Here is a 26906-nt window from a genome sequence, read left to right on the forward strand (position 1 = left end):
CCTGCGATTCAGCCCCTGGTGACGAACGGCCCGGTATGCCGGGCGCCATGACGCTTCCCCGCCGCGCCGTCCTGGCTGCCGCCGGCTCTCCTGTCCTCGCCGGCGGTGCGGGCGCCCAGCCGGCCGAGGGCCTCGGCGCGCGGGCGCGGGCGCAGGGCATCGCCTTCGGCACCGCCGTGGACGGCAACCGCCTGGCCGATCCGCGCTACGCCGCGCAGGTCGCGGCCGAGGCGCGGCTGCTGGTCCCGGAGTGGGAGGGCAAGTGGTCGGCCCTGCAGCCGGCCGAGGGCCGCTTCGAATTCGGGCCGCTCACGACCCTGGTGGAATTCGCGTCCCGCCACGGCCAGGCGCTGCGCGGCCACACGTTGCTCTGGCATCGCGCCATGCCGGACTGGCTGGCGGCGCGGCTGGCGGAGGGGGCCGACCGGGCCCGCGCCGTCCTCGCCGCGCATCTGGATGCGGTGCTGCCCCGCATGGCAGGCGCCATCCGCGACTGGGACGTGGTGAATGAGGCGGTGGCGAATGCCGGCGGCCCCTTCACGGAGAACACCCCGGCCATCGGCGACCTGCGGGATACGCCCTGGCTGCGCGCCCTCGGCCCCGGCTATGTCGACCTGGCCTTCCGCCTGGCGCGCGAGCGCGACCGCACCCTGCGGCTGACCTATAATGAGTATGGGGTGGAGGGCGACACGCCCTTCGCCGAGGAGAAGCGCCGCCGCGTGCTGCGGCTGCTGCGGCGGCTGGTAGAGGCACGGGTGCCGGTAGATGCGCTCGGCATCCAGGCGCATCTGATGCTGGACGAGCCCTTCCGGCCGGAGCCCTTCGCCGCCTTCCTGCAGGAGGTGCGCAGCCTCGGCCTCGCGATCCTGATCACCGAGCTGGACGTGCGGGAGGCGGCGGTGGTGCCGCCCGACCTTGCGGCGCGCGATGCGCTGGTGGCGGCGCGGGTGCAGGCGGTGGTGGGCACGGCGCTGGAGGTCGGCTGCCGCACGGTGCTGACCTGGGGGCTCTCGGACAGGGACAGCTGGCTGGCGCAGGAACCGGCGGTGATGCGCCGGGACGGCACGATCCATCGCGGCCTGCCGCTGGATGCGGAAGGGCGGCGCAAGCCGATGTGGCAGGCGCTCGACCGCGCCTTTGCGGCACGTGGGCGCGGCTAGCGCGGATCGCGGGCGGGCGTGGATGCCCGGGAGCGCGAGGCTGCTCTGCGATCGACGACCCGCGGCGGATCGGCGCGCAGTTCCGAACGCAATTCGCTGCGGAGCAGGGCCCGGCAGGGCGTGCATGCCCGGAAGCGGGACACTGCCCGGCAAGAGACATGGTCAGCGGCGGATTGGCGTTCGGGCTGCGGCGTAGGCCGCTGTCGATCCCCGGGCGCAGCGGGTGACCTGCGCCCGACGATCCAGCCATTGCCTTGGGCGAAGAAGATCCGCCGCCTGCTCCGGGGCGCACGGTCCGCAGGCGGGCGGAGGCAGCCCAGATCGCTGTCGCCGGCAGGGGGCATGGTGCCGGGACGGCAACGCGTGCCGCCCATGGGCGGCACGGGCCCGCCACACCGGCGCGAAACCTGCGGGCCATGCCGGCCGCGCCCTTCACCCGCCCCCGGCCGGCAGTGCACTCTGCGCGCCTTGCGGAGGAGCCGATGCCATGCCCGAGACCCCGACCAAGCCCGTCCTGCTGACCGGTGCCTCCGGCAATCTCGGCCGGATGCTTGCGCGCGAGCTGGCGGCGCTCGGCTGGACGCTGCGGCTGACCGATATCGCGCCCTTCCCGGACCCGCTGCCGCCGCGCGCGGGCTTCACGCGCATGGACCTCGCTGACGGCGTCGGGCTGCTGCGCCTCGCGGAGGGGTGCGGCGCCATCCTGCATTTCGGCGGCATCAGCGTGGAGCAGCCCTTCGGCACGGTGCTCGGCCCCAACATCCAGGGCCTGTACCATGTGTACGAAGCTGCCCGCCGCGAGGCGGCGCGCGTCATCTTCGCCAGCTCCAACCACAGCATCGGCTTCCATGAGCGGCCGAAGGGGGCGGATGGCTCGCCTCACGGCGCCGAGTCAGAGAAGATCGACATGGACTGCGCCTTCCGGCCGGACGGCTATTACGGCCTCTCCAAGGCCTATGGCGAGCTGATGGGCCGGCTCTACTGGGACAAGCACGGCGTGGAGAACGTGAATCTCCGCATCGGCTCCTGCTTCCCGGAGCCGACCGAGGCGCGGATGCTCTCGACCTGGCTGTCCTATGCCGACCTCGCCCGACTCTGCGTCGCCGCGGTGACCGCGCCGCGCAGCGGGCATTGCGTGATCTGGGCCTGCTCGGACAACCCGGCGAGCTTCTGGGGCCAGGACCACCGCGACCGCATCGGCTGGCAGCCGCAGGACAGCGCGGAGGCCTGGCGCGCCAGGGTCGGCCATATCACCTCCGGCAACCCGGTGATCGAGCGCTACCAGGGCGGCAGCTACACCGCCATCGGCTATTCACGCGGCAAGCCCTCCGCGCGCGACGCCTTCGCGCTCGACTGATGGAGGGCATGCAGGCCATTGCGCCGCCGGGCGGCGTGGCGATCGCGGGCGGCGATTGGGCGGCGGTGCTGCTGCCAGGGCAGGGCGCCGCCTTCGCGCGCCTCGCCTGGCGCGGCGTCGAGGTGCTCGCGCCCCTGCCGCTCGGCGCCGATCCGAATGCAAGCTTCGCGGGCGCCTTCCTGATGGCGCCCTGGGCCAACCGGCTGGATGACGGACGGCTGCCGGTCGGCGGCATCCCCTACCACCTGCCGGTCAACCACCCGGCGGATGACACCGCCATCCATGGCCTGGTGCGCGACGCGCCCTGGCAGGTGGCGGAGGAAGGCGCGGCGCGGCTGGTCCTCACCCAGGTGGGCGATGCCGAGGCCGCGGGCGTGCCCTGGCACTGGCAGGCGCGGCTGGAGGTGGCGCTCGGCGCGGCCGGCGCCGCCATCGCACTGACGCTGACCAATGCCGGCACGCTGCCCTTCCCCTTCGGCTGCGGCTGGCATCCTTTCTTCGCGCGCCCGGCCGGCACGCGGCTGCGCTTCGCCGCGACCACGCTCTTCGCCCGCGATGCGCGCTGCCTACCCATCGCGGCGCAGCCCAGCCCGGGAGTCGATGGCGACGAGCATGCCTATGAGGGGCTCGACACGCATTTCGCGGGCTGGGATGGCGCGGCGGAGATCCTGCGCCCGGACATGCTGCTGCGCCTGCAGGCGAGCGGGGCCTGGGCCGGCAACCTGCAGGTCTTCGCGCCGGCCGGCAGCGCCATCCTCTGCGTGGAGCCGGTGAGCCATGTGCCGGATGCGCCGAACCGGCCAGGCTTTGCCGGCCATGGTTCGCTGACCATGCTGTCGCCCGGCGATGCGCTGCAGGCGCGGCTGGTGATCTCCGCCGCCATCTGACACCGGCCGGCATCGGTCCTGACCTGCGGCCTGCCACGCCACCACGGGCGGCGTGGCAGGCCGCCCGTGGTGGGGCCGGCGACGAGGGCCGCGGAGATGTGCCCGCATCGCCGCAGGGCCGTATGATGAGACCTGAGCGCGGGTCCGATGATCCACATGCTGTAGCGGCCATTACAGGCGTCCAGACACCACAGGCTGCGTCTCCGGCGATCCGCGCGCAGGTCTCATGATACCGACGGCCCGATCATTGGCCCCTGCAGCGGGCGCCAGCCGGCGCGGCGGTCGCTCCTGCCGCCCGCCGCAAGTGCGGCGCTCCTGCCCGGATGCGATCACGCATCCGGGGCGCCGGCATGAGTCCCGCGTGCCGCATGTCGCGCCGCATCGCGCCGCCCAAGGGGCGCGCGGGAACGCTTGCCGTGGCGTGACGTTGCCTGATGCAACCGCCCCACACGGGAAACAGCATGGCCGGCGTTGCCCGCAAGTCCGATCCCGATCTCTGGGAAAGCGTGAAGTCCGAGATCACCGCGGGCGACAAGGGCGGCAAGGCGGGGCAGTGGTCCGCGCGCAAGGCGCAGCTCGCCAGTGCGGAATACCAGCGCCGCGGCGGCGGCTATGTTGGCCGCAAATCTGCCGACAACCATCTCAGCGCATGGACCACCGAGGAATGGGGCACGCGCTCCGGCCGGGACTCGCTGGAGACCGGCGAACGCTATCTGCCGCGCAATGTGCGTGAGCGGCTGCCGGATGCGGACTACGACCGCAGCAGTGCCGTCAAGCGGCACGACCTGCGGCGGGGCCGGCAATTCTCCGCGCAGCCGCCGGACGTCGCCGCCAGGGCCGCGGCGCTGCGGCAGGAGGCCCACCATCAAGGACATGGGAGAGGGAACGCCATGGCGGAGCCGGAGGACAGGGCGGCGCGGGCCTTCCGCGAACTGGTGAACATGGATGCGGCGGAGCTGCGCCGCTGGCTGGAGACGGAGCAAAGCCAGAGCGTCGGCTGGGTGCATGAGGGCGAGGAGGAGGCGGTCGGTCACCAGTCCGGCCGGCAGATCCTCGAGATCCTCGAAGGTGGCGACCTGGACGAGGCGGACGAGGCCTTCCTGCAGAAGGTGGTCGGCTACATTCGCCGCCACCTGGCGCAGCGGCCGGAGGGCGACATCGCCGAGACGCGCTGGCGCTACTCGCTGATGAACTGGGGACATGATCCGATGCAGGACAGCGACACCGATCAGCAGGAGGCCGAGGAGCACGCCATGCAGGACGAGAGCGAAGAGACCGGCCGGACGGACGAGCAGGCGGCGGAAGGGGAGGCGCCCGCGCCGCGCCGGCGCCGGGCGACCGGCACGCGCAGCCGCCGCAGCGCGACGGAAGGCGAGGGCGAGGAGGCCGAAGCCAAGCCGCGCCGCACCCGGCGCAGCGCCGCGACCAGCGAGGAAGGCGAGGGCGAGGAGGCGGCGGCCCCCGCCCGCCGCACCCGCCGCAGCACAACCGGCGCCACGCGCGGCGCCGCCGGCCGCACCACCGCCGCGGCCAAGGGTGGCCGCGCCAGCGCCGGCACGGCGAAGCGGGCGAGCGGGACGACGGCGCGCGGCACCTCGGCGGCCAAGGGCGGCCGCGGCACGGCGACCGCCACACGCGGCAAGGCGGCCAGTCCGGCGCGCAAGACCACGCGCAGCGCCACTGGCCGCGCGGCGCAGAGCGAGGGCGGCCGCAAGGGCGGCAGCGCCCGCACCCCGCGCAAGGCTGCCGCGGCGCGCAGCAACGGCGCGAAGGGCGGCGCCGCCCGCAGCACGGCCGCACGGCGCGGCACTGCCGCCGGCACGAAGCGCACCACTGGCACAACCGCGAAGCGTGGGGCGGCAACGGGCACGAAGCGGGCGACCGGCACCGCCGCGACGCGAGGGACGGCCACCAAGCGCACCACCGGCACCGCCGCCAAGCGCGGCACCGGCACCACTGCAAAGCGTGGCGCGGCCGCGGGCACGAAGCGGACGACCGGCACCGCCGCGGCGCGCGGCACCGCTGCCAAGCGCGGCACCGGCACGACCGCAAAGCGCGGCGCGGCGACGGGCACGAAGCGGGCGACCGGCACCGCCGCGGCGCGCGGCACGGCCACCAAGCGCACCACCGGCGGCACCGCCAAGCGCACCGCCGGCGGCACGACAAAGCGCAGCACCGGCACCGGTACCAAGCGCGCCTCCGGCAGCACGGCGACGAAGCGGACCGCCGGCAGCACCGCGAAGCGTGGCACCGGCACGGGTGCGAAGCGCGCGACCGGTGCGGCCGGCCGCACCCCGGCGGCGGCCAAGGGCGGCCGTGCCAGCGGTGGCAGCAGCCGGCGCGGCACGACCTCCCGCAGTCGCAATCGGGACTGATCTTCGCGCCGGAAGATCCTGACGTTCCGGACGGGCCCCACCCCAGCCTGCTGCGGTGGGGCCCGGACGTCGCGGCGGCGCCCGGGGCAGAGCGGGCTTGCCTCGCGCCGCCGAGCATGCGGGGGCAATGCGCGCCGCCGGTCCAGGCATCCGCCCGCCGGGCCGGGCATGACCCGGCGGCACCGCCATGGATGCCGCCATCCACCGGCCGCAGGCGGCACGGGGTGGCGCCCCGGCCATGCCCCATCCGGGCTGCCTCCTCGGAGGGCGGCGCGCCTGACCGGCTTGCCCTCCCCAACGGTCCATGGTGAACCCAGATCCGGGCTTGCCCGCACCCGCATCTCCAGGGGTTCAGGAACCGCCATGACCGCCACCACCCCCGCCGACGACCTGATCTTCGGCCTCACCCGCGTCATCGACCTGCCCGGACTGACCGCCGCCGGCGGCGCGCCGCTCGGGGCGGAGGATATCGCGGCCATCATCGGGGAGGCCGACCGCTTCGCCCGCGAACTGCTCTGGCCCAACGCCCAGGCGGCCGACCGGCATGGCGCCATCCTGGAGAACGGCGTGGTCCGGACGCCCGAGAGCTACAAGGCCGCCTACCGGGCCTGGATCGAGGGCGGCTGGCAGGGCCTGGCCGCCCCGGCCGAGGTGAACGGCATCGAGGTGGGCGGGCAGGAACTGCCCCAGGCGCTCTGGATGGCGGTCTGCGAACTGGTCACCTCGGGTGACATGTCCTTCAGCCTCTGCCCGCTGCTCTCCGTCGGCGCCATCGAGGCGATCGCCCGCTTCGCCGCGCCCGCCCAGCAGGAGGCCTGGCTGCCGAAGCTGATCAGCGGCGAGTGGACCGGCACAATGTGCTTGACCGAGCCGCAGGCGGGCAGCGACCTGTCGCAGGTCCGCACCAAGGCGGAGCCGGACGGGACGGGCAGCTACCGGATCACCGGCCAGAAGATCTACATCACCTGGGGCGAGCACGACCTTACGGAGAACACGCTGCACCTGATCCTGGCGCGGCTGCCCGACGCCCCGCCCGGCACCCGGGGCATCAGCCTGTTCGCCGCGCCCAAGGTGCTGCCCGACGGCACCCGCAACGCGCTCCGCTGCGGCGGGCTCGAGAAGAAGATGGGCATCCATGCCTCGCCCACCTGCGTCATGCTGTTCGAGGGCGCGGAGGCGCAGCTGGTCGGCGAGCCGAATCGCGGCCTGAATGCCATGTTCGCCATGATGAACGCGGCCCGCCTCGGCGTCGGCGTCGAGGGGGTGGCGCAGGGCGCCCGTGCCCTCGCGCTGGCCGAGCCCTATGCCGAGCAGCGCGTGCAGGGCGGCCAGCCGATCAGCCGGCACCCCGACGTGGTGCGCATGCTGGCCGAAATCCGCGCCATCACCCTGGCAGGCCGGCTGCTGGCGCTCGAGGCCGGCGCCGCGCTCGACCGCGCCCGGCTGCTGAAGGATGCGGAGGCCGATGCGCGCGTCGCCCTGCTGACGCCGATCGTGAAGGCCTGGTGCACCGACCGCGGCGTCGATTGTGCCAGCCTCGGCATCCAGGTGCATGGCGGCATGGGCTTCGTCGAGGATACCGGCGCCGCGCAGGTGCTGCGGGACGCCCGCATCGCCCCGATCTATGAGGGGACCAACGGCATCCAGGCGATGGACCTGGTCGGCCGCAAGCTGTTCCGCGACGGCGGGGCGCATATGCGCGGCCTGCTGGCGGAGGTGCAGGCCGCCGACCCGCGCCTGGCCCCTGCGGTCGCGGCCATGACCCGCGCGACCGACTGGATGCTCGACCGTGGCCTGAAGGACGCCAATGCCGCCCAGGCCTCGGCGGCGGCCTATCTGGATGCCGCGGGCTGGACGCTCGGCGGCTGGATGCTGGCCCGCGCCGCGGCGGCCGATGAGCGCTATGCGCCGATCGCCGCCTTCTACCTCGCGCGCCTCCTGCCGCGTGCGGCCGCCCGCGTCGCGGAGATCGAGGCGGCGGACAGCCTGCTGGCCCTGCTGCCGGCCGCCTGAGGCGGCCCTTTGGGCCGTGCTGCCGCGGCGGGACGGTCCGGTGCCCGGCGGCAGGTATCGTCCCGTCCCTGCCCGGTCGCGCGCAGCAAGGCGGCATCTGGTTCCGGCGCGCTGCCATGGCAGGCGGGTGTCGCGGCTGCGCGCCGGGCCGGGCGCCAGAGCGGCTCGCATGGCGGCGTGGTACCGGTCGCCATGATGGGGCGATCCCTGCCGCGCAGGCGGCAGCCCGTGCCGGGGCGGCGTCCGCCACCCGCCGCCGGTGCGATGCTCCGGCCCGGATGCGGTCACGCATCCGGGCCGTCGGCATGAGCCGCCATGGTCGGGGCCGCCCGCCACCATGCCCTGCGCTCGGCATGCCGAAAGTGATGCCTTGGGCCGCGCGCATGCCGGCTGGCGCGTCAGTCGTGCCTGACATTTGCGTGTCACGGAAACCGCGCAATCCTGCTGATCAGGCTCGCCACGGCGCGGTTTATTGCGGGGCGGCACACTTGCGGATGGGGCGCCCGGGGGCATCTGCCACACACCGATGAGACAGTGCAGGACCCTCCGCCGCGCATGAACGCCCCGATTGCCGCCCCTGCCCTGAAAGCCCCCCGTACACGCGTTGCCATTATCGGTGCCGGCCCCGGTGGCCTCGCCACGGCGATGCTGCTGGCCGCCCGGGGCGTGCAGGTCACCGTCTATGAGAAGGACAAGGTCGTCGGCGGCCGCACCCGCACGATGACGACGCCCGAAGGCTATCGCTTCGACCTGGGCCCGACCTTCTTCCTCTACCCCCGCGTGATCGCCGAGATCTTCGAGAGCGTCGGGACGCGGCTGGAGGAGGAGGTGACGCTGCGGCGGGTCGATCCGCTCTACCGGCTGTTCTTCGAGGATGCCTCGAGCATCGATGCGAGCGCCGACCCGGCGCGGATGGAAGCCGAGATCGCCAAGCTCTGCCCGGAGGATGCCAGGGGCTTCCGCCCCTTCATCGCCGAGAACCGCGCCAAGCTGGATGCCTTCCGGCCGGTGCTGGAGAAGCCCTTCCAGTCCGTCTTCCGCTTCCTGCACCCGGAATTGCTGCGCAGCCTGCCGCTGCTGCGGCCGCACAGCACGGTGGACAAGGACCTGGCGCGGCATTTCAGCCACCCGCTGGTGCGCCTCGCCTTCTCCTTCCAGACCAAGTATCTGGGGATGTCGCCCTTCCGCTGCCCCAGCCTCTTCACGATCCTCAGCTTCCTCGAATACGAGCACGGGATCTGGCATATCGAGGGCGGCGTCGGCACGATCTCCGAGGCCATGGCGCGGGTGGCCCAGCAATTGGGCGCCGAGATCCGGCTGGAGACGCCGGTCGAGCGCATCGCCTTCGCGGGCCGGAAGGCAACCGGGCTGCAGGTCGGCGGCCGGCATGTCCCGGCCGATGCGGTCGTCATGAACGCGGATTTCGCGCATGCCATGCCGGGGCTGGTGCCGGAGGGGCTGCGCCCGCGCTGGGACGACCGGAAGATCGAGACGGCCCGTTATTCCTGCTCGACCTTCATGCTCTATCTGGGCATCGAGGGCTCCTACCCCGAACTCGCGCATCACACGGTGATGCTCTCCAAGGGCTATGAGCGGAACATCCGCCAGCTGGAGGCCGGGATCGTTCCGGACGAGCCCAGCCTCTATCTGCACAACCCGAGCATCCTCGACCCCACCATGGCGCCGCCGGGCCATTCGGCGCTCTACCTGCTGGTGCCGGTGCCGAACATGCGCGACAGCCTGGCCCGCGGCGTGGACTGGGCGCGGGAGACGCCGCGCTTCCGCAGCCTGGTGATGCAGCGGCTGGCGCTGCTCGGCCTGGGCGACCTGGAGAGCCGCATCCGCCATGAGCGGGTGGTGACGCCGCGCGAGTGGCGGGACAGCTATGCGGTCGGCCATGGCGCCACCTTCAACCTCAGCCATGACTTGCGGCAGATGCTCTGCTTCCGGCCGGGGAACCGGTTCGAGGGGGTGGACGGGGTCTATCTGGTCGGTGGCGGCACCCATCCCGGCAGCGGCCTGCCGGTGATCTATGAGGGTGCGCGGATCACCACCGGGCTGCTCGCCAAGGATCTCGGGCTCCAGCCCGGGCGGGTGCAGGCGCCGATCGGCGGGATGGCGCCGGCGCTGCAGCCGGCGCGTTAGGACCGATCGCGGGAGGGTGCGCATGCCCGCATGCGGGGCTCCGCGCGAAGGGGAATGAGCGGCCGCGATCGCCTGGGGCGGGAGCACCGGGCGGCGATCGCGGGCAGGATCAGGCATGGGTCCGGGGCCGGGCTGGCCGGGATGCGGCCGGCACGGATCCGGGGACGGAGACAGGAGACAGGGCCATGGCCTCGCATATCGTGGTGGTGGGGTCCGGCCTCGGCGGGCTGGCAGCGGCGGCGACGGCGGCGGCGCGCGGGCATCGCGTGACGGTGCTGGACAAGAACCCCTGGCTCGGCGGCAAGGCGGCGGTGCTGAACCTGCCGGACCCGGAGCGTCCCGGCAGCAACCAGGGCTTCCGCTTCGACATGGGCCCGACCATCCTGACCGTGCCGCGCGTGCTGCGCCGGATCTATGCCGAGGCAGGCCGGGACCAACAGGCGGAGCTGCCGCTGATCCGGCTCGACCCGCAGTGGCGCTGCTTCTTCGACGACAATACCCGCATCGACCTGCTGGAGAATGTGGAGGCCATGGCCCGCGCCATGGACCAGTTCGCCCCCGGCACCGGCCAGGGCGCCGGCTACCGCCGCTTCCAGCAGGTGGCCGAGACGCTGCACGAGATCTCCGAGAAGTTCTTCTTCTGGAAGTCGGTCGAGGGCATCACCGACACCATCGACATGCGGGCCAATTTCAACCCGGATACCATGCGTGACGTCTTGGCGCTGCGCATGGGCAGGACGGTGGCGAAGGTGATCCGCGGCCATGTGCCGGATGCGCGGCTGGCCCAGATGCTGGACCATTTCTGCCAGTATGTCGGATCGAACCCCTACCAGGCGCCGGCGGTGCTCTGCTCGATCGGCGACATGCAGGCGACGGAGGGGGTCTGGTATCCGGTGGGCGGCACCCGCGCTGTTGCGGAAGGCCTGGCGAAGCTCGCGGCCGAGCTCGGCGCCGATCTCCGCCCGAACACCGAGGTGACCGGCTTCGAGGTCGAGAACGGCGCGGTGAAGGCCGTCCGCACCGCCTCGGGCGAGCGGATCGCCTGCGACGCCGTCATCTCCAACATGGACGCCATCCGCACCTACAAGGAGCTGGTGGGCGGCGAGACCGGCCGGCGCTACGAGAAGAAGGGCTATGAGCCGGCCTGCTCGGGCGTCGTGCTCTACCTGGGTCTCCGCAGGCGCTACGAGCACCTGGCGCATCACTGCTTCGTCTTCTCCCGCGACGCGGAGGAGGAGTTCGACAGCATCTACCGCAAGGGCGAGCCGGCGCCGGACCCGACCGCCTATCTCGCCGCGCCCTCCTGCTCGGACGACACCGTCGCGCCGGAAGGCGGCGAGGCGCTCTATGTGCTGGTCCACACCCCCTATCTCCGCCCGCACCATGACTGGTCGAGGATGCTTCCGGCCTACCGCCAGGTGATCCTCGACAAGCTGAAGCGCACGGCGGGGATGGAGGATATCGAGGAGCGGATCGTGGTCGAGCAGGCGCTGACGCCGGCCGACATCCATGAGCGCTACAAGGTGCTGAACGGCGCGATCTACGGGCTGGCCAGCCACGGCGCCTTCACCGGCGCCTTCAAGCCGGGCAACCGGTCGAAGGCGGTGAAGGGGCTCTATCTCTGCGGCGGCGCCGCGCATCCGGGCCCGGGCATGCCGATGGTGATGATGAGCGGCTGGATCGCCGCCGATGCGCTGGACCGGGACCTCGGCGGGCGGGGGATGAGGCCGGAGGCGGATTTCGCGGGGCAGCGCGACGCCGTGCGCGCCCGCATGGCGGCCGAGTAGCCCGCCATGGCGGAGGCGCGGGCAGGGGAGGGGGCATCGCCGGTCGCGCTCTTCTCGCCGGCGCGCTTCGCCTTCTTCCGCCTCATCTTCGCCCGTTTCGCCGGCAGGCATCTGCGTGCGGTGCGGGTCGCCGAATGGGGCCTGCCGCCGCCGGACGATCCCGGCCGGCCGCTGGTGGTCTATGCCAACCACCCCTCCTGGTGGGATGGCGTCGCCTTCATGCTCTACTCGACGCAGCTCTTCCCGGGGCGGCGCATGTTCATCCCGATGGAGGCGCAGGCGCTCTCCCGCTACGGCTTCATGCGGCGGCTCGGCGTCTTCGGGGTGGAGCAGCAATCGGCCCGCGGGGCGGTGGCCTTCCTGCGCACGGCCAGGGCGGTGCTGGCCGAGCCCTCCCGCATGCTCTGGATGAATGCCCCCGGCCGCTTCATGGATGTGCGGGAGCGACCGGTGCCGATGGCGCCCGGCCTGGTGCGGCTGCCCGAACTGGCGCCGGAGGCGCGCTTCCTGCCGATGGCGATCGAGTACCCCTTCTGGTCAGAGCGCGCCCCGGAGATGCTGGCCGCGTTCGGCCCGCCGATCGAGGGCGCCGCGCTGGCCGCGCTCAAGCGCGAGGCGCGCGCCGAGACCCTGGCCCGTGCTTTGGAGGCCACCATGGACCGCCTCGCCGCGGACGCCATGGCGCGCGACCCGGCCCGGTTCCGCGACCTGCTGCAGGGCCGGGAGGGCATGGGCGGCATCTATGAGCGCTGGCGCCGGCTGCAGGCCGTGGCGCGCGGCAAGCCCTTCGACCCGCGCCACGATCCTTCGGTGGGAGGAAGCGCATGAAGCCGGTAGGTGAGAAAGCCCAGAGAAATAGAAGGGGGGTGCGGGGGGGATACTTCCCCCCCGTTCTTTCCTGATGGACTGGACCTGGCTCTGCCTCGGCCTCACCGCCCTGCCCGCGGCGCTTGGCGTCCATAACCTGCGGCGCCTGCCGACGCTGCCGGAGGCACCGGCCGAGGGCCTCGTCTCCATCCTCATCCCCGCTCGCAACGAAGCCGCGAATATCGAGGCCTGCGTCGCGGCGGCGCTGGCCAGCCGCGGCGCCGCGGTCGAGGTGGTGGTGATCGATGATGGCTCGACCGACGGGACGGCCGGGATCGTCCGGCGCCTCGCCTCCGCCGATCCGCGGGTGCGGCTGATCGCGGCGCCGCCCCTGCCGCCGGACTGGACCGGCAAGGTCCATGCCTGCGCCCGGCTGGCCGAGGCGGCACGGGGCGACTGGCTGCTCTTCATCGATGCCGATGTGCGGCTCGCGCCTGGCGCGGCGGCGGCCATGGCGGCGCATGCGCAGGTGAAGGGCCTCGCCATGGTCAGCGGGGTGCCCCGGCAGCTCATCGGCTCGGTGGGCGAGGCGCTGACGGTGCCGGGGATCAATTTCCTCCTGCTCGGCTACCTGCCCGGCGGCGGGCGGGCGGAGACGGTGCGGCCGGACCTGGCCGCCGCCTGCGGGCAACTCGTCCTCTGCGAGCGGCGCGCCTACGAGGCCATCGGCGGCCATGGCGCGGTGCGCCGCGTGCTGCATGACGGGCTGGCCCTGGCCCGCCGCTTCCGGGCGGAGGGGCACCGGACCGAGGTGGTGGACGGCGCCCCGCTGGCGACCTGCCGCATGTATCGCGGCTTCCGGGAGAGCTGGGCCGGCTTCCTGAAGAACGCTCGGGAAGGGATGGCGACCCCGCTCGGCCTGCCGATCTGGACCGTGCTGCTGGCCGGCGCGCATCTCTGGCCCTGGGCGCTGCTGCCGGAACCCCAGGCTTTCCTCGCCATTGCGCTGATGCTGGCGCTGCGCGCGGCCGTCACGATCCGGGTGCGGGAGCCCTGGTGGACCATTCCGCTGCACCCCCTGACCATGCTGGTGGCGCTGGCCATCCAGTGGTGGGCGCTGGCGCGCTGGGCGATGGGCCGGCCGGCGGGCTGGAAAGGGCGCGCATATCCGGCCACAAAGGCGGCATGAGTGCCCCCGTCGAATTGAGCCCCCCCGGGGGCACCAGCCTCGCCGTCTCCGCGACGCCGACGCGCGACCACGACGAGGAGAATTTCCCGACCGCCTCCCTGCTGCTGGCCAGGCCGCTGCGGGCCAGGGTCATGGCCTTCTACCGCTTCGTCCGCGTCGCGGATGATATCGGGGACAGCCCGGACCTGCCGCCCGAGGAGAAGCTCCGCCGGCTGGACGCCATCGAACGGGCACTGGACGAGCCGGCCACCGCGGTGCCGGAGGCGGCGGCGATGCACCGGGCCGGCGTCGGGGTGGAGGAGGCGCGGCTGATGCTCTCCGCCTTCCGCCAGGACGCGGTGAAGCACCGCTATGCCGATTGGGCGGAGCTGGAGGACTACTGCCGCCGCTCCGCCGACCCGGTCGGGCGGATGCTGCTGCGGCTGCATGGGGATAGCGCGAATGCCCCGGCCAATGCCGCGGCGGATGCGCTCTGCACCGCCTTGCAGGTGCTGAACCACCTGCAGGACCTGGTGCCGGACCGGGACTCGCTCGGCCGGATCTACCTGCCGGTCGCCTGGATGGACCTCGCCGGCGGCGAGGCGGCCTTCTTCGATCCGAAGAACACGGCGCAGCGGCGGGCGGTGCTGGACGCGGCGCTCGACCGGGTCGAGGAGCAGCTCGACCGCGCCAGCGCCCTGCCGCGGCTGCTGCGGTCCCGCCGCCTGGCGATCCAGTCCGCCATGACCATCGGCTGCGGCCGGCGGCTGCTGGCGCGGCTGCGGCAGGGCGACCCGGTGCTGGGACGCGTCGCGCTGACCAAGGCCGATTTCGCCGCGGCGCTGGCCGGGGCCGTCACCCTCGGGCCGCGGGATGCGCCGATCGTCGCCGCCCGCGTCTCCCGCGCCGGCTCCTCCTTCGCCCGCGGCATGGCGGCGCTGAAGGGGGGGCGGCGGCGGGCGCTCTGGGCGGTCTATGCCTTCTGCCGGGCGGTGGACGACATCGCCGATGGCGCCATGCCCGAAGGCGAGAAGCGCCGCTTCCTCGCGGACTGGCGGCGCAAGCTCACGGCGCCGGACTGCGTCCTCTCGCGGGAACTGGCCTGGGCGCGGCAGGCGCATGGCGTGCCGCTCTCCGAATGCGAGGCGATGATCGCCGGCATGGAGACGGACAGCGCCGACAGGCTGCGGCTGGAGACGGAGGCCGATCTCGACCTCTATTGCCGCCGCGTCGCCGGCAGTGTCGGCGCGATGAGCGTGCGCATCTTCGGCGCGCCGGAGGCGGAAGGGTTCGGCCTGGCGCTCGGCCATACCTTCCAGCTCACCAACATCCTCCGCGACGTGGACGAGGATGCGCTGCGCGAACGGGTCTATGTCCCGCGCGATCTCCTCGCGGCCGAGGGCATCCCGGACGGGCCGGCGCAAGAGATCGTCGCGCATCCCCGCTTCCCCGCCATCTGCGCCCGGCTCGGCGAGCGGGCGCGCGAGGGCTTCGCCGCGGCGGAGCGGGACATCCGCGCCTTCGACGCCGGGGCGATGCTGCCGGCAGCCGTCATGATGTGGGGCTACCGGCGGCTGCTCGACCGGCTGTTGGCGCGCGGCTGGCAGGCGCGTGGCGAGCGGCCGCGGCTGACCACCGGCGAGAAGCTGCGCATGGCCTGGATGGCGCTCGGCTTCGGGCGGGCGATGTGAGCCGGCATTTCCCCTGCTTCCGCCGCGCACCGGCCCCGCCGCGGTGCCGGGCCGGCAGGCGCCCGGCCTCGGCACCCGCGGCCCGGCGGCATCAAGACCTGCCTCCGCCCAGGCGGTGGCCGCGCGCGGACCCGGCGTGCGGGCCGGTCCGGATCCGTGCCGGGCGGCAGGCCATCATGCCTGGCCTTGGCCGCCGCCTGGCCCTGACCGGTGCCGCCATGGCCGGAGCGCGCCTGACATTTGGCGCATGACGTCCCGACCTGCGGCCCGCGGAGCGGGCCGGGCGCGCAGGGCCCGGTGGGCCGCCGGCATTCGAGGCACGACATGCGTCCGCATGTCATGAGCCAGGTATGACACCATGACCATCCATGTGATCGGCGCCGGCGTCGCGGGCCTCGCCGCGGCGCTGGCGCTCGCCGAGGCCGGCCGCCCGGTCGTCCTGCATGAGGCGGCCCCGAATGCCGGCGGGCGCTGCCGCGCCCTGCCGGACGGCACCGATAACGGCACCCATGCGCTGCTCGGGGCCAATACCGCCGCGCTCGGCCTGCTGCGGCGCATCGGCGCGCTGGAGGGCTGGGTGGAGCCGGAGCCGGACGGCCTGCAGGTGCTCGACCTGCGGGATGGCCGGGCCTTCCGCGTCGCGCTCTCCCCTTTCGGCTGGCGTGACCCGGCGCTGCGGCCGCCCGGCCTCTCGGGCGGCGCGCTGCTGGCGCTGGCGAGACTGGCGCTGCCGGGGCGGGACCGCGCGGTCGGCCCGGCCATGGCGGCGCATCCCGAATTCCATCGCGGCTTCGTCGATCCGCTGGTCATCGCGGCGCTGAACACGCCGAGCGAGGAGGCCTCCGCCAACCGTCTCGGCGCGGTGCTGCGGCGGCTCGGCGGGCGCGGCGCGACGCGGCTGCTGGTGGCGCGCGACGGGCTCGGGCCGGATCTCGTGGCGCCGGCGCTCGCGGCGCTGGAGCGCGCCGGCGCCACCCTCCGCTTCGGCGCCCGGCTGCGCCGGCTGGTGACGCAGGGCGGCCGCGTCGTCGCGCTCGATTTCGGCGAGGAGGCCGTGCCGCTCGGCCCCGGCGATGCCGTGGTGCTGGCGACGCCGCCCTGGGAGAGCCAGCGCCTGCTGCCGCATCTCGAGACGCCTACCGGCTACGCCCCGATCGTCAATCTCCATTACGCCCGCCGGGGGGCCGGGCCCGTCCGCTTCATCGGCATGCTGGAGGCGCTCTGCCAATGGGTGCTGGTGCGGCCCACCGGCGTCAGCGTCACGGTCAGCGCCGGGGATGCGGCGGCGCGGGAGGACCAGGCGGTGCTCGGCCCGCGCGCCTGGGCGGAACTGCGCCGGGCGGCGCTCGCCTTCGGCCTTCCCGGCGACTGGCCGGAGGCGCCGCCGCCCTGCCGGGTGGTGAAGGAGCGCCGCGCCACGCCGCGCCACAGCCCCGGCCCGCCGCTGCGCCCACCGCGGCTGCCGCTGGCGAATCTGGCGCTCGCCGGCGACTGGACCGACCCGGTGCTGCCGGCGACCATCGAGGCTTCCGTCCGCAGCGGGGAGGCGGCGGCCGGGGTGCTGCTGCGGTAGCGGCGGATGCGGCGGCCACCCGGGCCCGGCCGTTCTCGCCCGGCGGGGGCGGACCATGCCGCCCTGGCGCGCGGGCGGGGTCGGGCGGCTGGGCCGTGCGTGGAGGCGCGGCTCCCGCCCTTCCCGCGCGAGGGGGTGCAGCGAACCTCTCGTGCTCCCATCGCACGGCACGATGCGCGCAGCGCCGCTGCGGCGGCTGCACGCCATGTCCCTGGCGCCGGCCGCGATCGATCCGGCCCGATCGCGCGACTCGCCTGTCGCCTTGCGGACGATCCGCCGCCACGGCCGGGCTGGAAAGGCGGCACGCCCGGATGCACCTCTTCCGCCACGAGCTTCAGGAGCGCCCGTGCCCGACACCGCCCTGCCGACCGAGGCCATCGAAGGCCCCGCTGCCGCCCTGGCCGCGCTGCGGGCCCTTGCCGCGCAGGAAGGGGTCCTGCCGCCCGGCCGGCGGCAGGACCTGCTGCGGGCGCTGGCCGCCCTGCTGCTCCGCCGCGCCGATGCGATCGCCGTCGCGCTCGATGCCGATTACGGCGGCCGCTGCATCGAGGAGACGCTGCTGGCCGAGGTGAAGCTGGTGGTGGACGCGGCGCGCCACAGCGCCGCGCGCCTGCACCGCTGGGCCAAGCCGCGCCGCGCCGGCGTGCCCTTTCCCTTCTGGCCGGCCCGCGCGGCGATCGAGCCGGTGCCGAAGGGCGTCATCGGCATCATGGCGCCCTGGAACTACCCCCTCCAACTCGCCCTGCTGCCGGCCGTGGATGCCGTCGCCGCCGGCAACCGGGTCGTCCTCAAGCCGGCCGAGGCGACGCCGCGCACCGCGGCGCTGCTGGCGGAGCTGCTCGCCGAGGCCTGGGGGCAGGACATCGCCCGGGTGATCCCGGGCGGCCCGGATGTCGCCGCCGCCTTCGCCGCGCAGCCCTGGGACCATCTGGTCTTCACCGGCGGCACGGAGACCGGCCGCAAGGTCATGCAGGCCGCGGCCGCGAACCTGGTGCCGTTGACGCTGGAACTCGGCGGGAAATGCCCGGCGCTGGTGCTGCCCGGCGCCGACCTGGCGGAGGCGGCGCGCGCGATCCTCGCGGGGAAGGCGATCAATGCCGGCCAGACCTGCATCGCCCCCGACACCGTCCTGCTGGTCGGCCACGCGCCGGCGGAGTTCGCGGCGGCCTGCCGCGCCAGCGGCATCGGCCTGCCCGATACGGTGGTGGTGAATGACCGGCAGGCGGCGCGGCTGGATGCCCTCTGCGCCGGCGCGGCCCTGACCCCGCTGGCGGCGCCCGGTGCCGGCCGCCACCGTGCCCTGGCGCTGGCCGAGGCGCCGCCCGGCCATCCGCTGCACCAGGACGAGATCTTCGGCCCGGTGCTGGCCATGCAGCCGCTGCCCGATCTCGCGGCCGCCATCGCCTGGATCGCGGCGCGGCCGCGCCCGCTGGCCATCTACCTCTTCGGCGCGACATGGCGGGAGGAGGCTCAGGTCGCCGCCGCCACCCGGAGCGGGGCGCTGGTCTCCGGCCGCTGCGTGGAATACGCGGCCTTTCCCGCGCTGCCCTTCGGCGGCACCGGTGCCTCCGGCTTCGGGCGGCGGAACGGGGAGGCCGGGTTCCTGGAATTCAGCCTGTTGCGCGCCCGCGTGACGCATGGGCGCTGGAGCCTGTCGCGCCTGCTTGACCCGCCCCGGACGGAGCGGAGCCGGAAGCTCATCCGGCAGGTTCTGACACTTGGCTCATGACGTCCCGACCTGCGGCCCGCGGAGCGGGCCGGGCGCGCGAAGCCAAGGCCCGGAGGGCCGCCGGCGTTTGAGGCAGGACATGCGTCAGCATGTCATGAGTCGGGTATGAGATAGGCCGATACGGGAGGGGGGGGGTTCCCGCCACGCCTCCTCCCATGTCCCTGGGTCTTTCAGCCTGCCGTGCAGCCCATGGTCTTCACCTTCCGGACCGTGCTGGCGGGGTGCTTCAGCAGGCGCTCCGCGGGGCGAATGGGGCGGCGCACCAGCTCACCGCCGCAATTCGGGCAGTGGCCGCGCAGCACGCCATCGGCGCAGGCTGCGCAGAAGGTGCATTCATAGGAGCAGATCCGCGCCTCCTGGCTCGCAGGGGGCAGATCCGTACCGCAGCATTCGCAGCAGGGGCGGAGTTCGAGCATGGCGTGGCCTCCCGGGTGCGCGACGCAGCCTCGGTGCCGCCCGCCGCCGGGTCAAGCCTCGCGCGAACCCCCGGGCAGGGGGCGGCGTTCAGCGATGATGAGCAATGGCACGATCCCGAAGCCGACCCGGTCCGGCGAAGCGCCCGACGATCCCGGCCGCGCCGCGCCGGACCAGCCATCGGAGCGCCAGGCCGGCACCGATGGTGCCGCGCCCGCCGACCCGGCCGATGCGCGCCCGACCCGCCGCGACCGCAGCGGCATCGACCATCCGCGCGACACGGAGGATTCTGGCCCTGACCTGACCGGCGCGGGCGCCACCTGATCCCGGCCGGCGGCGCAGTGGCCGCGCCTGGTTTTCATTCCCGGCGGGTCGGTTCTGCCGGTGGCAAACTGCTACCGACCAGCGCAAGTCCTTGCTTGCAGCCGCCATCGGCGGCTGAAGCCGCATGAATGTGTGGGCATTCATGCGGAACAAAAGGAATGATGCGCTGCATTACAGCGGATTGCGTTCGGAACTGAACGCCCATCCGCTGTAGCTCTTTGTTTTTCGAGCAGATTCACGCTCCCGGGCGTTCACGCCCCTCCGCGATCCGCTCTAGCCTCCGGCCGCACGGCCAGCCTGAGGAGGATCCAGGCTCCGGCTCCGCGTGCAGGCTCCGGGCGCAGGTCGCTTCCGGACCCTGCCGCGTCCCGGTTGCCATGGCGCCTTGCGTCAGATCCGTAGCAGTACCACCACGTCACCCTCGGCCACCGCCTCGCCTTCCGCCACCCGCCATTCGAGCACGGTGCCGTCGCGCGGCGCGACCACCGGGATCTCCATCTTCATGGATTCCAGCAGCATGAGGCTGTCCTCCGCTGCCACCGCCTCGCCCGGCTGCTTCAGGATCTTCCAGACCGAGCCGGCGATCTCGGACTTCACGCGGATTTCCGCCATGGCGCGCTTCCCTTTGGATGTTGGTGCCATTGCAGGCGGAGCAGCCGGCAGGGTCAAGCCGGCTTGCCGGCAGCGGCGCGCGATGCCGGCGCGCATGGCCTGGGAGGACCGACCAGGCCCGCGCCGCACGTTGCCTGGCGGCGCGAACCGGTGGCGGCCTGCCATCGGCCGAATTCGCCGCTCTGCCTGCGGAGCCGAGGCGTCAGCGCCGGGGCAGGCCCGGGCAACCCCATGGTCCAAAATCGAACTGCCGCTCAGGGCTTCGCCGGCACCAGCAGCTTGGAGAAGATCCAGCCCTGCGGCCTGGTGTCGCCCACCTCCACCCAGCCATCGCGGGAGCGGCTGAACTCACGCAGCACCTCGCCCTGCGGCGCGATGCGGAGGACGGGCGCCCGGTTCTCCGGGGCGGCGCGCAGATTGGCCGCTGCCCGCACCATGACGCGCGGCACGCGATCCGCAGCCGGCGGCGGTGCGGGAGGCGGCAGGATGGCGACCGCAGGCGTGGGGGGCGGGGGCGCGGCACGCTCCTGGGGCGGTGGCGGTGCGGGGGGGGCGGCCTCCGGCAGGCGGGGCGACGTCGCGACACGGTCCCGCGGCGGTGCGGGCGTGGCCGCCACCGGCGGCGGGCTCGCATCCGGTGCCCGCAGCGGTGCGGGAGCGGCGGTGCTGCCGAGGCCTGGCGCCGGGTTGCGCGGCACCAGGGGGGCCGGGGAGGGCGCCCCGCCGCCGGCCAGCGGAGCGGCAGTGGGCTGCGCATCCCCGCTCCGTTCCGGCATGGCAGCCACCGTCACAGGGGGCTCCGTGCTCCGTGGCCCGCTCCAGAACATCGCGGCGGCAGCCAGGGTCGCAGCCAGCGCCGCCAGCCCGACCACGACCGGAACCGGGCGCAAGCGGGATCGTGCCTCGTCCGGCAGCGGTGGCACCTCCGTCTCGGGCGAGGGCGCCAGCCCCGCGCGCTGCGCCGCCACCTCGCGGTTCAGCATGATGGGCGGCGCCCGCCGGTCGGGGGTGGGCGCGGCCGGCGATGGTGCGGCGCGGCCGGACATGCGCGGCGCCAGGGCCCGCCGCACCACGCTGACCCAGCCATCGCCACCCGGCAGGCTGACCGGCGGCAGGTCGGCAAAGGCCGCCGTCAGCAGGGGGGCGAGCTGGTCGAGCGCGCTCGGCGGCACCTGGAGGTGAATGACGGGCAGGTATCCGGGGAAGATGGCGGCGAAGCGGGCCGTCTCCAGCCTGGCCCGGAAGGCCGCCTCGGCCTCCTTCGTCTGCCCGGGCGCGATATCGATCAGGGCGACGCCAACCTCCGGGTGCAGCAGCACATGCGGCACCTCCAGCACTTGGCCGAGGGCCGGGCTGAGGTTGCATCGTTCGAGCCCGATCCAGCCGGGCGGCACGATGCTGGGCGGCGCCGGCATCGGCGCGGCAGCCTCCTGGGCGAGGATCGGCCTGTCCAATTGGTAAAGCCTCTCGCGCTGCTGAATCATGGATGGAACGAGCCCCCTCGATGCCTCCGTCCGGCGCACCCCCGCGCGCCGGACTCCCCCGAGGCGTCTGTTTGTATACGCTCCTGGCCCCGGCAACGCAGCATCTGCCTGCAAGCTCGGCGGCTTTGGATGCGACCGGGCGCCGCGGTGCCGGTAGGCGGCCGCGGCGGCCCAGGCGGGCCTGGGCATTGCGGTCCCTGCCCGAATCGGCCGGTTCCAACCGCGCGGGACAGGGATGGTTGCCCCGTGGCAGCCGCGCCGCCGCCCGCGGGCCTGCATCCCGCCGGGGAGATGGGCGCGTATCGGCGGCGAAGTCGGCTTGGTGCCCGGACCCGCCGCGGCCATCCCGGCCGCGGCCCGCGACAGGGATGGGCACCGGGGCGGTCCCGGCGGGGGACGATGCCGGGGGCGGCAGTGACGGGGAACTGCCGGCGGGACGCGTGGCTGGGCTGCGGCCGGAGAGGGGGGACGACCCGGCGCGCACGGCGCCTATGGGTGGGGCGGAGTGATCCTCTGCCGGCGCCGCCCGGTCCTTGGATCAGCGGCCTGGATGCTCATTCATGCCGGGCGCCCGGACGGGCGCCGCAACCACGGCGCGGCCAGGCCCTGCGGAGCAAGCCGCCCGGCGATCAAGGGGTCGTTGATGCGCCGTGACCGACAGCCGTTGGCAGGACGGATTACAACCGCCAGCCGGTATGGATGGCGACGATGCCGCCGGTCAGGTTGCGGTGCTGCACCCGCTCCAGCCCCGCCTCCCGCATCATCCGCGCCAGCGTCTCCTGGTCCGGGAACATGCGGATGCTCTCGGCCAGGTACTGGTAGCTCTCCGCGTCATTCGCCACGCGCCGGCCGAGTTCCGGCAGCACCTTGAAGGACCAGGCATCGTAGATCGGGGCGAGGGCCGCGACCTCCACCCGGCTGAACTCCAGGCAGTGGAAGCGCCCGCCCGGGCGCAGCACCCGCCGGACCTCCCGCAGCACCGCCGGCTTGTCCGTGCAATTGCGCAGGCCAAAGGCCATCGAGACCTTCTCGACGCTGCGATCCGGCAGCGGCAGCCGCTCCGCATCGGCGCAGAGGAACATCAGGTTGGCGGCGAGGCCCCGCTCCAGCGCCCGGCCCTGCGCCACCTGGAGCATGGAGGGGTTGATGTCGGAGAGGATGACGCGCCCCGCCCCGCGCTCCAGCGCGCGGAAGGAAACATCCCCGGTGCCGCCCGCGAGGTCGAGCAGGGCCTCCCGTGGGGAGGCGGCGATGGCCGCGACGAAGGCATGCTTCCAGGCCCGGTGCATGCCGAGCGACATCAGGTCGTTCATCAGGTCGTAGCGCGGCGCCACGCTGTCGAAGACCTGGCGGACCAGGCTGGCCTTCTCGGTCCTCGGGACCGCCCGGTAGCCGAAATCGATCGTCTCGGCGCCGGGGGGGGCGGCGTCGGGGGTATTGCGTTCGCTCATGCGCTTCCACCATAGCCCCGACAGGAGTGGTGGGACATATGCCGGAACTGCCGGAAGTCGAGACGGTGATGCGCGGCCTGCGCAAGGTGCTGGAGGGACGGGTGATCCGCGCCGCCAGCATCGCCCGGCCGGACCTGCGCTGGCCCTTCCCGGATGGCCTCGCGGTGCGGCTGACCGGCGCGCGGGTCGAGGGGTTCCGCCGGCGCGGCAAGTACATGCTGATGCGCCTCTCGGGCGGGGACAGCGTGCTGATCCATCTCGGCATGTCCGGCCGGATGGTGGCGCGGCGGGCGGCGGATCTGCCCAACCAGCCCGCGGCGCATGAGCACCTGGCGCTGGAAACGGAGGAGGGCATCCGCGTCGGCTTCGTCGACCCGCGCCGCTTCGGCTGCGTCGACCTGGTGCCGACCGCGGCGGAGGAGGGGCATCGGCTGCTGGCCGGGCTCGGGCCGGAGCCGCTGGAGGAGGCGTTCACCCCAGCGGTGCTGAGCGCCGCGCTCGCCGGCCGGCGCACGCCGATCAAGGCCGCGCTGCTCGACCAGAAGGTCGTGGCGGGGCTCGGCAACATCTATGTCTCGGAGGCGCTGTTCCGCGCCGGCATCTCGCCGAAGCGCCTGGCAGCGAGCGTTGCCGGCGCGCGCGCGCTGCGGCTGGTGCCGGCGATCAGGGCGGTGCTGGAGGAGAGCATCGCCGCGGGCGGCTCCTCGCTGCGCGACTATGTCCAGGCGGATGGCGGCATCGGCTTTTTCCAGGAGCGGTTCAAGGTCTATGACCGGGAGGGGCAGCCCTGCGAGGCATGTCCTAATTTGTCCTGGTCCGGCTCCGCCGGGGACGTGCCGCCCTGCCCGGGGATCCGCCGCATCGTCCAGGCGGGGCGGGCCACCTTCCATTGCCCGAGGACGCAGCGCTGATATGGTGCCGCCCCAAGGAATGGAGGCGCGCATGGCCGAGTACGGGATGATCCTGACGGAGGTGCAGGGGCGGGTGGCGATCATTCGCCTCAACCGTCCGAAGGCGCTGAACGCGCTCTGCGACCAATTGATGGACGAACTCGGCCAGGCGCTGCGCGGCTATGACGCCGACCCCGCCATCGCCGCCATCGTCATCACCGGCAATGAGAAGGCCTTCGCCGCCGGCGCCGACATCAAGGAGATGCAGGCGCGGCGCTACCCGGCCGTCTATCTGGACGACTTCATCGGCAAGCGGTGGGAGGCGGTGACCTTCGTGCAGAAGCCGGTGATCGCGGCGGTCGCGGGCTATGCGCTGGGCGGCGGCTGCGAACTGGCGATGATGTGCGACATCATCCTGGCCGGCGACAACGCGAAATTCGGCCAGCCGGAGATCAATCTCGGCGTCATTCCCGGCGCGGGTGGCACGCAGCGGTTGACGCGCGCCATCGGCAAGTCCAAGGCCATGGAGATGATCCTGACCGCGCGCATGATGGATGCGGCGGAGGCCGAGCGCGCGAATCTCGTTGCCCGGGTGGTCCCGGCGGCCGAGGTGGTGGCGGAGGCGGTGAAGCTTGGCGAGAAGATCGCCGAACTCTCCGCGCCCGCGGTCGCGGTGGCGAAGGAGGCGGTGAACCGCGCCTATGAGACCACGCTGGCCGAGGGCGTGAAATTCGAGCGGCGCGTGTTCCAGGCGCTGTTTGCAACCGAGGATCAGAAGGAGGGCATGGCCGCCTTCGCGGAGAAGCGGAAGGCGCAGTTCCGCAATCGATAAGCCGCGCCGGTGCTGCACGTATCGCGTGCATGGCGCGGCTGTGCGGTACCGTTCGCTTGACGGCGCGCGGCGCGCGCCTGTAGAAGCCCCCTTCCCGCGTGCCCCTGGTACGCCCCCCGTCACTCTGTCTTTGAGTCGAAATCACACCCCATGGCGAACACGGCCTCTGCCCGCAAGCGCATCCGCCAGACCGAGAAGCGCACGATCCGCAACCGCGCGCGGAAGTCCCGGGTGCGCAGCTTCCTCCGCAAGGTCGAGCAGGCGATTGCCGGCGGCGACAAGTCCCAGGCGCAGGATGCCCTGAAGGCGGCGCAGCCGGAACTGCAGCGGGCGGCCACCAAGGGCGTCTTCCACGCCAACACGGTGGCGCGCAAGCTTTCCCGCCTGTCCGCCCGCATCAAGTCGCTGGACACCGCCGCCCAGGCCTGAGCCTGGTTTCGCGTTCCGGCGGACGATATCGTGTTCTTGCAAGAAGTGCAGGTGCTGCCTGTGCTTTTTGTCTGCGAGTGAAGTGCCTGAGTTCTTGGGAATTACTAATCTATTCCAGGGAACCTGATCGGGCACTACTTCATCGCAACTCGGTTTCGCGAGTTACTATTTGCGCCGACTTGGCAGCCGGGATAAGATCACTCCTGCCAGGACGACCGGAACGTGACCCTCTGAACAGCACGCATCCGCTTATCTTGGACTCCTGCCGCGGGGCCGTAATCCCGGTGGGGCGGTTCGACGTTGTCCGCGCGCCGGCAGGCGTTGGGAGCAGAAGGAGGCCGGCGGTTGCCCCCCGAGACGTCCGGACAGATGGTCGCCTGTTGGGCCCGCATCCGCGCCCGCCTGCGTGACGAGGTCGGCGAGGTCGAGTACCGCACCTGGCTGCGCCAGATGACCCTGCAGGGCATCGATGGCGACGAAGCGGTCATCCTGCTGCCCACGCGCTTCCTGCGGGACTGGGTCAACAGCCATTACGGCGATCGCCTGCGCGCCCTCTGGCAGGCCGAGGACGCCAATGTTCGCCGTGTCGAGATCCGCGTCGCCCAGGCCGCGACGGCCGAGCCCGTGATGGCCGATGGCGCCGGCATGGCATCCTCGCGGCCGGAACCCTCCGGCCTCGCCGAGAGCCTGGCGCCCGCGCCGCGGCCGCCGGCCGAGCCCCGCACCTCCGACCCGCGCTCGGACTGGGTGGTCCCGCTCGAGGCGCGCTTCACCTTCGACACCTTTGTCGTCGGCAAGCCGAACGAGTTCGCCCATGCCTGCGCCCGCCGCGTGGCGGAGCGCCCGGCGAGCCCGGGCTTCAACCCGCTCTTCCTCTATGGCGGCGTCGGCCTCGGCAAGACCCACCTGATGCATGCCATCGCCTGGGCGATCCGCGAGGGCGAGACGGCGCGCACCGTCGCCTATATGAGCGCCGAGAAATTCATGTACCGCTTCATCGCCGCGCTGCGCAGCCAGAGCACGATGGAGTTCAAGGAGACGCTCCGCGCCGTCGACGTGCTGATGATCGACGACCTGCAATTCCTGATCGGCAAGGACAACACGCAGGAGGAGTTCTTCCACACCTTCAACGCCCTGGTGGACCAGGGCAAGCAGATCGTCGTCTCCTCGGACAAGCCGCCCTCCGACCTCGCGGGCATCGAGGACCGGCTGCGCACGCGGCTCGGCTGCGGCATGGTCGCCGACCTGCACGCGACGACCTACGAGCTGCGCCTCTCCATCCTGCAGGCCAAGGCGGCGGCGGCGCAGGTGCTGGTGCCGCCCAAGGTGATGGAGCTGCTGGCGACCAAGATCACCAGCAACGTCCGCGAGCTGGAGGGGGCGCTGAACCGGCTGGTCGCGCATGCCAACCTCTTCGGCCGGCCGATCACGGTCGACAGCGCGCATGAGGTGCTGCACGACGTCCTGCGGGCGCATGAGAAGCGGGTCTCGATCGAGGAGATCCAGCGCAAGGTCGCGGAGCACTACAACCTGCGCCTGACCGACATGGTCTCCGCCCGCCGGGCGCGGAACGTGGCGCGGCCGCGGCAGGTGGCGATGTACCTGGCGAAGCAGCTGACGCAGCGCAGCCTGCCCGAGATCGGCCGCCGCTTCGGCAACCGCGACCACACCACGGTCATGCATGCCGTCTCCCGCGTCTCCGAGCTGATCGCGCAGGATGCGAGCTTCGCCGAGGATGTGGCGCTGCTGCGGAAGATGCTGGAGACCTGACGGCCCGG

At 73.2% G+C, this 26906-nt stretch carries 21 protein-coding genes; 17 read left to right on the forward strand and 4 right to left on the reverse strand.

The window, feature by feature from the left end; genetic code table 11:
• Window positions 1–47 precede the first annotated feature (47 nt).
• The 12 genes from LHA35_RS04010 (at window position 48) to LHA35_RS04065 (ending at window position 18692) form a co-directional block, all read left to right on the forward strand.
• Window positions 48–1160: an endo-1,4-beta-xylanase gene (locus LHA35_RS04010; RefSeq protein ID WP_226604808.1), complete on the forward strand. Its 1113-nt coding sequence runs from the start codon at window positions 48–50 to the stop codon at window positions 1158–1160.
• A 487-nt stretch (window positions 1161–1647) separates the two neighbouring features.
• Window positions 1648–2517 carry an NAD-dependent epimerase/dehydratase family protein gene (locus LHA35_RS04015; protein ID WP_226604811.1) on the forward strand — a complete coding sequence of 290 codons (870 nt, stop codon included), beginning with the start codon at window positions 1648–1650 and terminating at the stop codon, window positions 2515–2517.
• On the forward strand, window positions 2517–3404 hold the full coding sequence (locus LHA35_RS04020) for an aldose epimerase family protein (protein ID WP_226604813.1): 888 nt from the start codon (window positions 2517–2519) through the stop codon (window positions 3402–3404). The genes LHA35_RS04015 and LHA35_RS04020 overlap by 1 nt, the downstream gene beginning before the upstream one ends.
• A gap of 461 nt (window positions 3405–3865) precedes the next feature.
• On the forward strand, window positions 3866–5779 hold the full coding sequence (locus tag LHA35_RS04025; RefSeq protein ID WP_226604816.1) for a DUF3140 domain-containing protein: 1914 nt from the start codon (window positions 3866–3868) through the stop codon (window positions 5777–5779).
• A 363-nt stretch (window positions 5780–6142) separates the two neighbouring features.
• Window positions 6143–7792 (forward strand): acyl-CoA dehydrogenase family protein, encoded by a 1650-nt coding sequence (locus LHA35_RS04030; protein ID WP_226604819.1) that lies wholly within the window; start codon window positions 6143–6145, stop codon window positions 7790–7792.
• A gap of 555 nt (window positions 7793–8347) precedes the next feature.
• Window positions 8348–9937: a phytoene desaturase family protein gene (locus LHA35_RS04035; protein WP_226604822.1), complete on the forward strand. Its 1590-nt coding sequence runs from the start codon at window positions 8348–8350 to the stop codon at window positions 9935–9937.
• A gap of 185 nt (window positions 9938–10122) precedes the next feature.
• Window positions 10123–11724 (forward strand): phytoene desaturase family protein, encoded by a 1602-nt coding sequence (locus tag LHA35_RS04040; protein WP_226604825.1) that lies wholly within the window; start codon window positions 10123–10125, stop codon window positions 11722–11724.
• 6 nt (window positions 11725–11730) lie between these two features.
• Window positions 11731–12552 (forward strand): lysophospholipid acyltransferase family protein, encoded by an 822-nt coding sequence (locus LHA35_RS04045; RefSeq protein WP_226604828.1) that lies wholly within the window; start codon window positions 11731–11733, stop codon window positions 12550–12552.
• Window positions 12553–12625: 73 nt separating this feature from the next.
• Window positions 12626–13720, forward strand: a complete 1095-nt coding sequence (locus LHA35_RS04050) for a glycosyltransferase (protein WP_226604830.1) — start codon at window positions 12626–12628, stop codon at window positions 13718–13720.
• 14 nt (window positions 13721–13734) lie between these two features.
• A complete protein-coding gene (locus tag LHA35_RS04055; protein WP_226604832.1) occupies window positions 13735–15390 on the forward strand; it encodes a squalene/phytoene synthase family protein in 1656 nt (551 codons plus the stop codon).
• Window positions 15391–15748: 358 nt separating this feature from the next.
• The gene (locus LHA35_RS04060; protein ID WP_226604834.1) at window positions 15749–16963 is read left to right on the forward strand and encodes a hydroxysqualene dehydroxylase; all 1215 of its coding nucleotides are present in this window, start codon (window positions 15749–15751) and stop codon (window positions 16961–16963) included.
• Between the two features lie 346 nt (window positions 16964–17309).
• Window positions 17310–18692 (forward strand): aldehyde dehydrogenase family protein, encoded by a 1383-nt coding sequence (locus LHA35_RS04065; RefSeq protein WP_226604836.1) that lies wholly within the window; start codon window positions 17310–17312, stop codon window positions 18690–18692.
• Window positions 18693–18862: 170 nt separating this feature from the next.
• On the opposite strand, the gene LHA35_RS04070 is transcribed toward LHA35_RS04065, so the two are convergent.
• A complete protein-coding gene (locus LHA35_RS04070) occupies window positions 18863–19108 on the reverse strand; it encodes a DUF1272 domain-containing protein (protein ID WP_226604839.1) in 246 nt (81 codons plus the stop codon).
• A 97-nt stretch (window positions 19109–19205) separates the two neighbouring features.
• On the opposite strand from LHA35_RS04070, the gene LHA35_RS04075 reads away from it, so the two are divergent.
• The gene (locus LHA35_RS04075; RefSeq protein WP_226604842.1) at window positions 19206–19430 is read left to right on the forward strand and encodes a hypothetical protein; all 225 of its coding nucleotides are present in this window, start codon (window positions 19206–19208) and stop codon (window positions 19428–19430) included.
• 390 nt (window positions 19431–19820) lie between these two features.
• On the opposite strand, the gene LHA35_RS04080 is transcribed toward LHA35_RS04075, so the two are convergent.
• The 3 genes from LHA35_RS04080 to LHA35_RS04090 form a co-directional block, all read right to left on the reverse strand.
• Window positions 19821–20042, reverse strand: a complete 222-nt coding sequence (locus tag LHA35_RS04080; RefSeq protein WP_226604844.1) for a biotin/lipoyl-binding carrier protein — start codon at window positions 20040–20042, stop codon at window positions 19821–19823.
• A gap of 254 nt (window positions 20043–20296) precedes the next feature.
• Complete coding sequence (locus tag LHA35_RS04085; RefSeq protein WP_226604847.1) at window positions 20297–21496, reverse strand: SH3 domain-containing protein; 1200 nt, start codon at window positions 21494–21496, stop codon at window positions 20297–20299.
• Between the two features lie 707 nt (window positions 21497–22203).
• Window positions 22204–22977 (reverse strand): class I SAM-dependent methyltransferase, encoded by a 774-nt coding sequence (locus LHA35_RS04090; RefSeq protein ID WP_226604851.1) that lies wholly within the window; start codon window positions 22975–22977, stop codon window positions 22204–22206.
• A 38-nt stretch (window positions 22978–23015) separates the two neighbouring features.
• On the opposite strand from LHA35_RS04090, the gene mutM reads away from it, so the two are divergent.
• The 4 genes from mutM (at window position 23016) to dnaA (ending at window position 26898) form a co-directional block, all read left to right on the forward strand.
• Window positions 23016–23888 (forward strand): bifunctional DNA-formamidopyrimidine glycosylase/DNA-(apurinic or apyrimidinic site) lyase, encoded by an 873-nt coding sequence (mutM, locus tag LHA35_RS04095; protein WP_226604853.1) that lies wholly within the window; start codon window positions 23016–23018, stop codon window positions 23886–23888.
• Between the two features lie 31 nt (window positions 23889–23919).
• Window positions 23920–24699 (forward strand): enoyl-CoA hydratase, encoded by a 780-nt coding sequence (locus LHA35_RS04100; RefSeq protein ID WP_226604855.1) that lies wholly within the window; start codon window positions 23920–23922, stop codon window positions 24697–24699.
• Window positions 24700–24849: 150 nt separating this feature from the next.
• Complete coding sequence (gene rpsT, locus LHA35_RS04105) at window positions 24850–25128, forward strand: 30S ribosomal protein S20 (RefSeq protein WP_226604857.1); 279 nt, start codon at window positions 24850–24852, stop codon at window positions 25126–25128.
• 369 nt (window positions 25129–25497) lie between these two features.
• On the forward strand, window positions 25498–26898 hold the full coding sequence (gene dnaA, locus LHA35_RS04110) for a chromosomal replication initiator protein DnaA (protein ID WP_226604859.1): 1401 nt from the start codon (window positions 25498–25500) through the stop codon (window positions 26896–26898).
• Window positions 26899–26906: the final 8 nt, after the last annotated feature.

Source organism: Roseicella aerolata, assembly GCF_020523605.1.
GTDB classification, from domain to species: domain Bacteria; phylum Pseudomonadota; class Alphaproteobacteria; order Acetobacterales; family Acetobacteraceae; genus Paracraurococcus; species Paracraurococcus aerolatus.

Excerpts from the sequence above, each read along its gene's own strand:
- LHA35_RS04040 (WP_226604825.1), top strand. The coding sequence starts at position 10,123 with ATGGCCTCGCATATCGTGGTGGTGGGGTCCGGCCTCGGCGGGCTGGCA.
- LHA35_RS04060 (WP_226604834.1), top strand. The coding sequence starts at position 15,749 with ATGACCATCCATGTGATCGGCGCCGGCGTCGCGGGCCTCGCCGCGGCG.
- LHA35_RS04090 (WP_226604851.1), bottom strand. The coding sequence starts at position 22,977 with ATGAGCGAACGCAATACCCCCGACGCCGCCCCCCCCGGCGCCGAGACG.
- dnaA (WP_226604859.1), top strand. The coding sequence starts at position 25,498 with ATGGTCGCCTGTTGGGCCCGCATCCGCGCCCGCCTGCGTGACGAGGTC.
- LHA35_RS04030 (WP_226604819.1), top strand. The coding sequence starts at position 6,143 with ATGACCGCCACCACCCCCGCCGACGACCTGATCTTCGGCCTCACCCGC.
- rpsT (WP_226604857.1), top strand. The coding sequence starts at position 24,850 with ATGGCGAACACGGCCTCTGCCCGCAAGCGCATCCGCCAGACCGAGAAG.
- LHA35_RS04100 (WP_226604855.1), top strand. The coding sequence starts at position 23,920 with ATGGCCGAGTACGGGATGATCCTGACGGAGGTGCAGGGGCGGGTGGCG.
- LHA35_RS04010 (WP_226604808.1), top strand. The coding sequence starts at position 48 with ATGACGCTTCCCCGCCGCGCCGTCCTGGCTGCCGCCGGCTCTCCTGTC.
- mutM (WP_226604853.1), top strand. The coding sequence starts at position 23,016 with ATGCCGGAACTGCCGGAAGTCGAGACGGTGATGCGCGGCCTGCGCAAG.
- LHA35_RS04075 (WP_226604842.1), top strand. The coding sequence starts at position 19,206 with ATGAGCAATGGCACGATCCCGAAGCCGACCCGGTCCGGCGAAGCGCCC.
- LHA35_RS04025 (WP_226604816.1), top strand. The coding sequence starts at position 3,866 with ATGGCCGGCGTTGCCCGCAAGTCCGATCCCGATCTCTGGGAAAGCGTG.
- LHA35_RS04045 (WP_226604828.1), top strand. The coding sequence starts at position 11,731 with ATGGCGGAGGCGCGGGCAGGGGAGGGGGCATCGCCGGTCGCGCTCTTC.
- LHA35_RS04035 (WP_226604822.1), top strand. The coding sequence starts at position 8,348 with ATGAACGCCCCGATTGCCGCCCCTGCCCTGAAAGCCCCCCGTACACGC.
- LHA35_RS04015 (WP_226604811.1), top strand. The coding sequence starts at position 1,648 with ATGCCCGAGACCCCGACCAAGCCCGTCCTGCTGACCGGTGCCTCCGGC.
- LHA35_RS04080 (WP_226604844.1), bottom strand. The coding sequence starts at position 20,042 with ATGGCGGAAATCCGCGTGAAGTCCGAGATCGCCGGCTCGGTCTGGAAG.
- LHA35_RS04050 (WP_226604830.1), top strand. The coding sequence starts at position 12,626 with ATGGACTGGACCTGGCTCTGCCTCGGCCTCACCGCCCTGCCCGCGGCG.
- LHA35_RS04070 (WP_226604839.1), bottom strand. The coding sequence starts at position 19,108 with ATGCTCGAACTCCGCCCCTGCTGCGAATGCTGCGGTACGGATCTGCCC.
- LHA35_RS04020 (WP_226604813.1), top strand. The coding sequence starts at position 2,517 with ATGGAGGGCATGCAGGCCATTGCGCCGCCGGGCGGCGTGGCGATCGCG.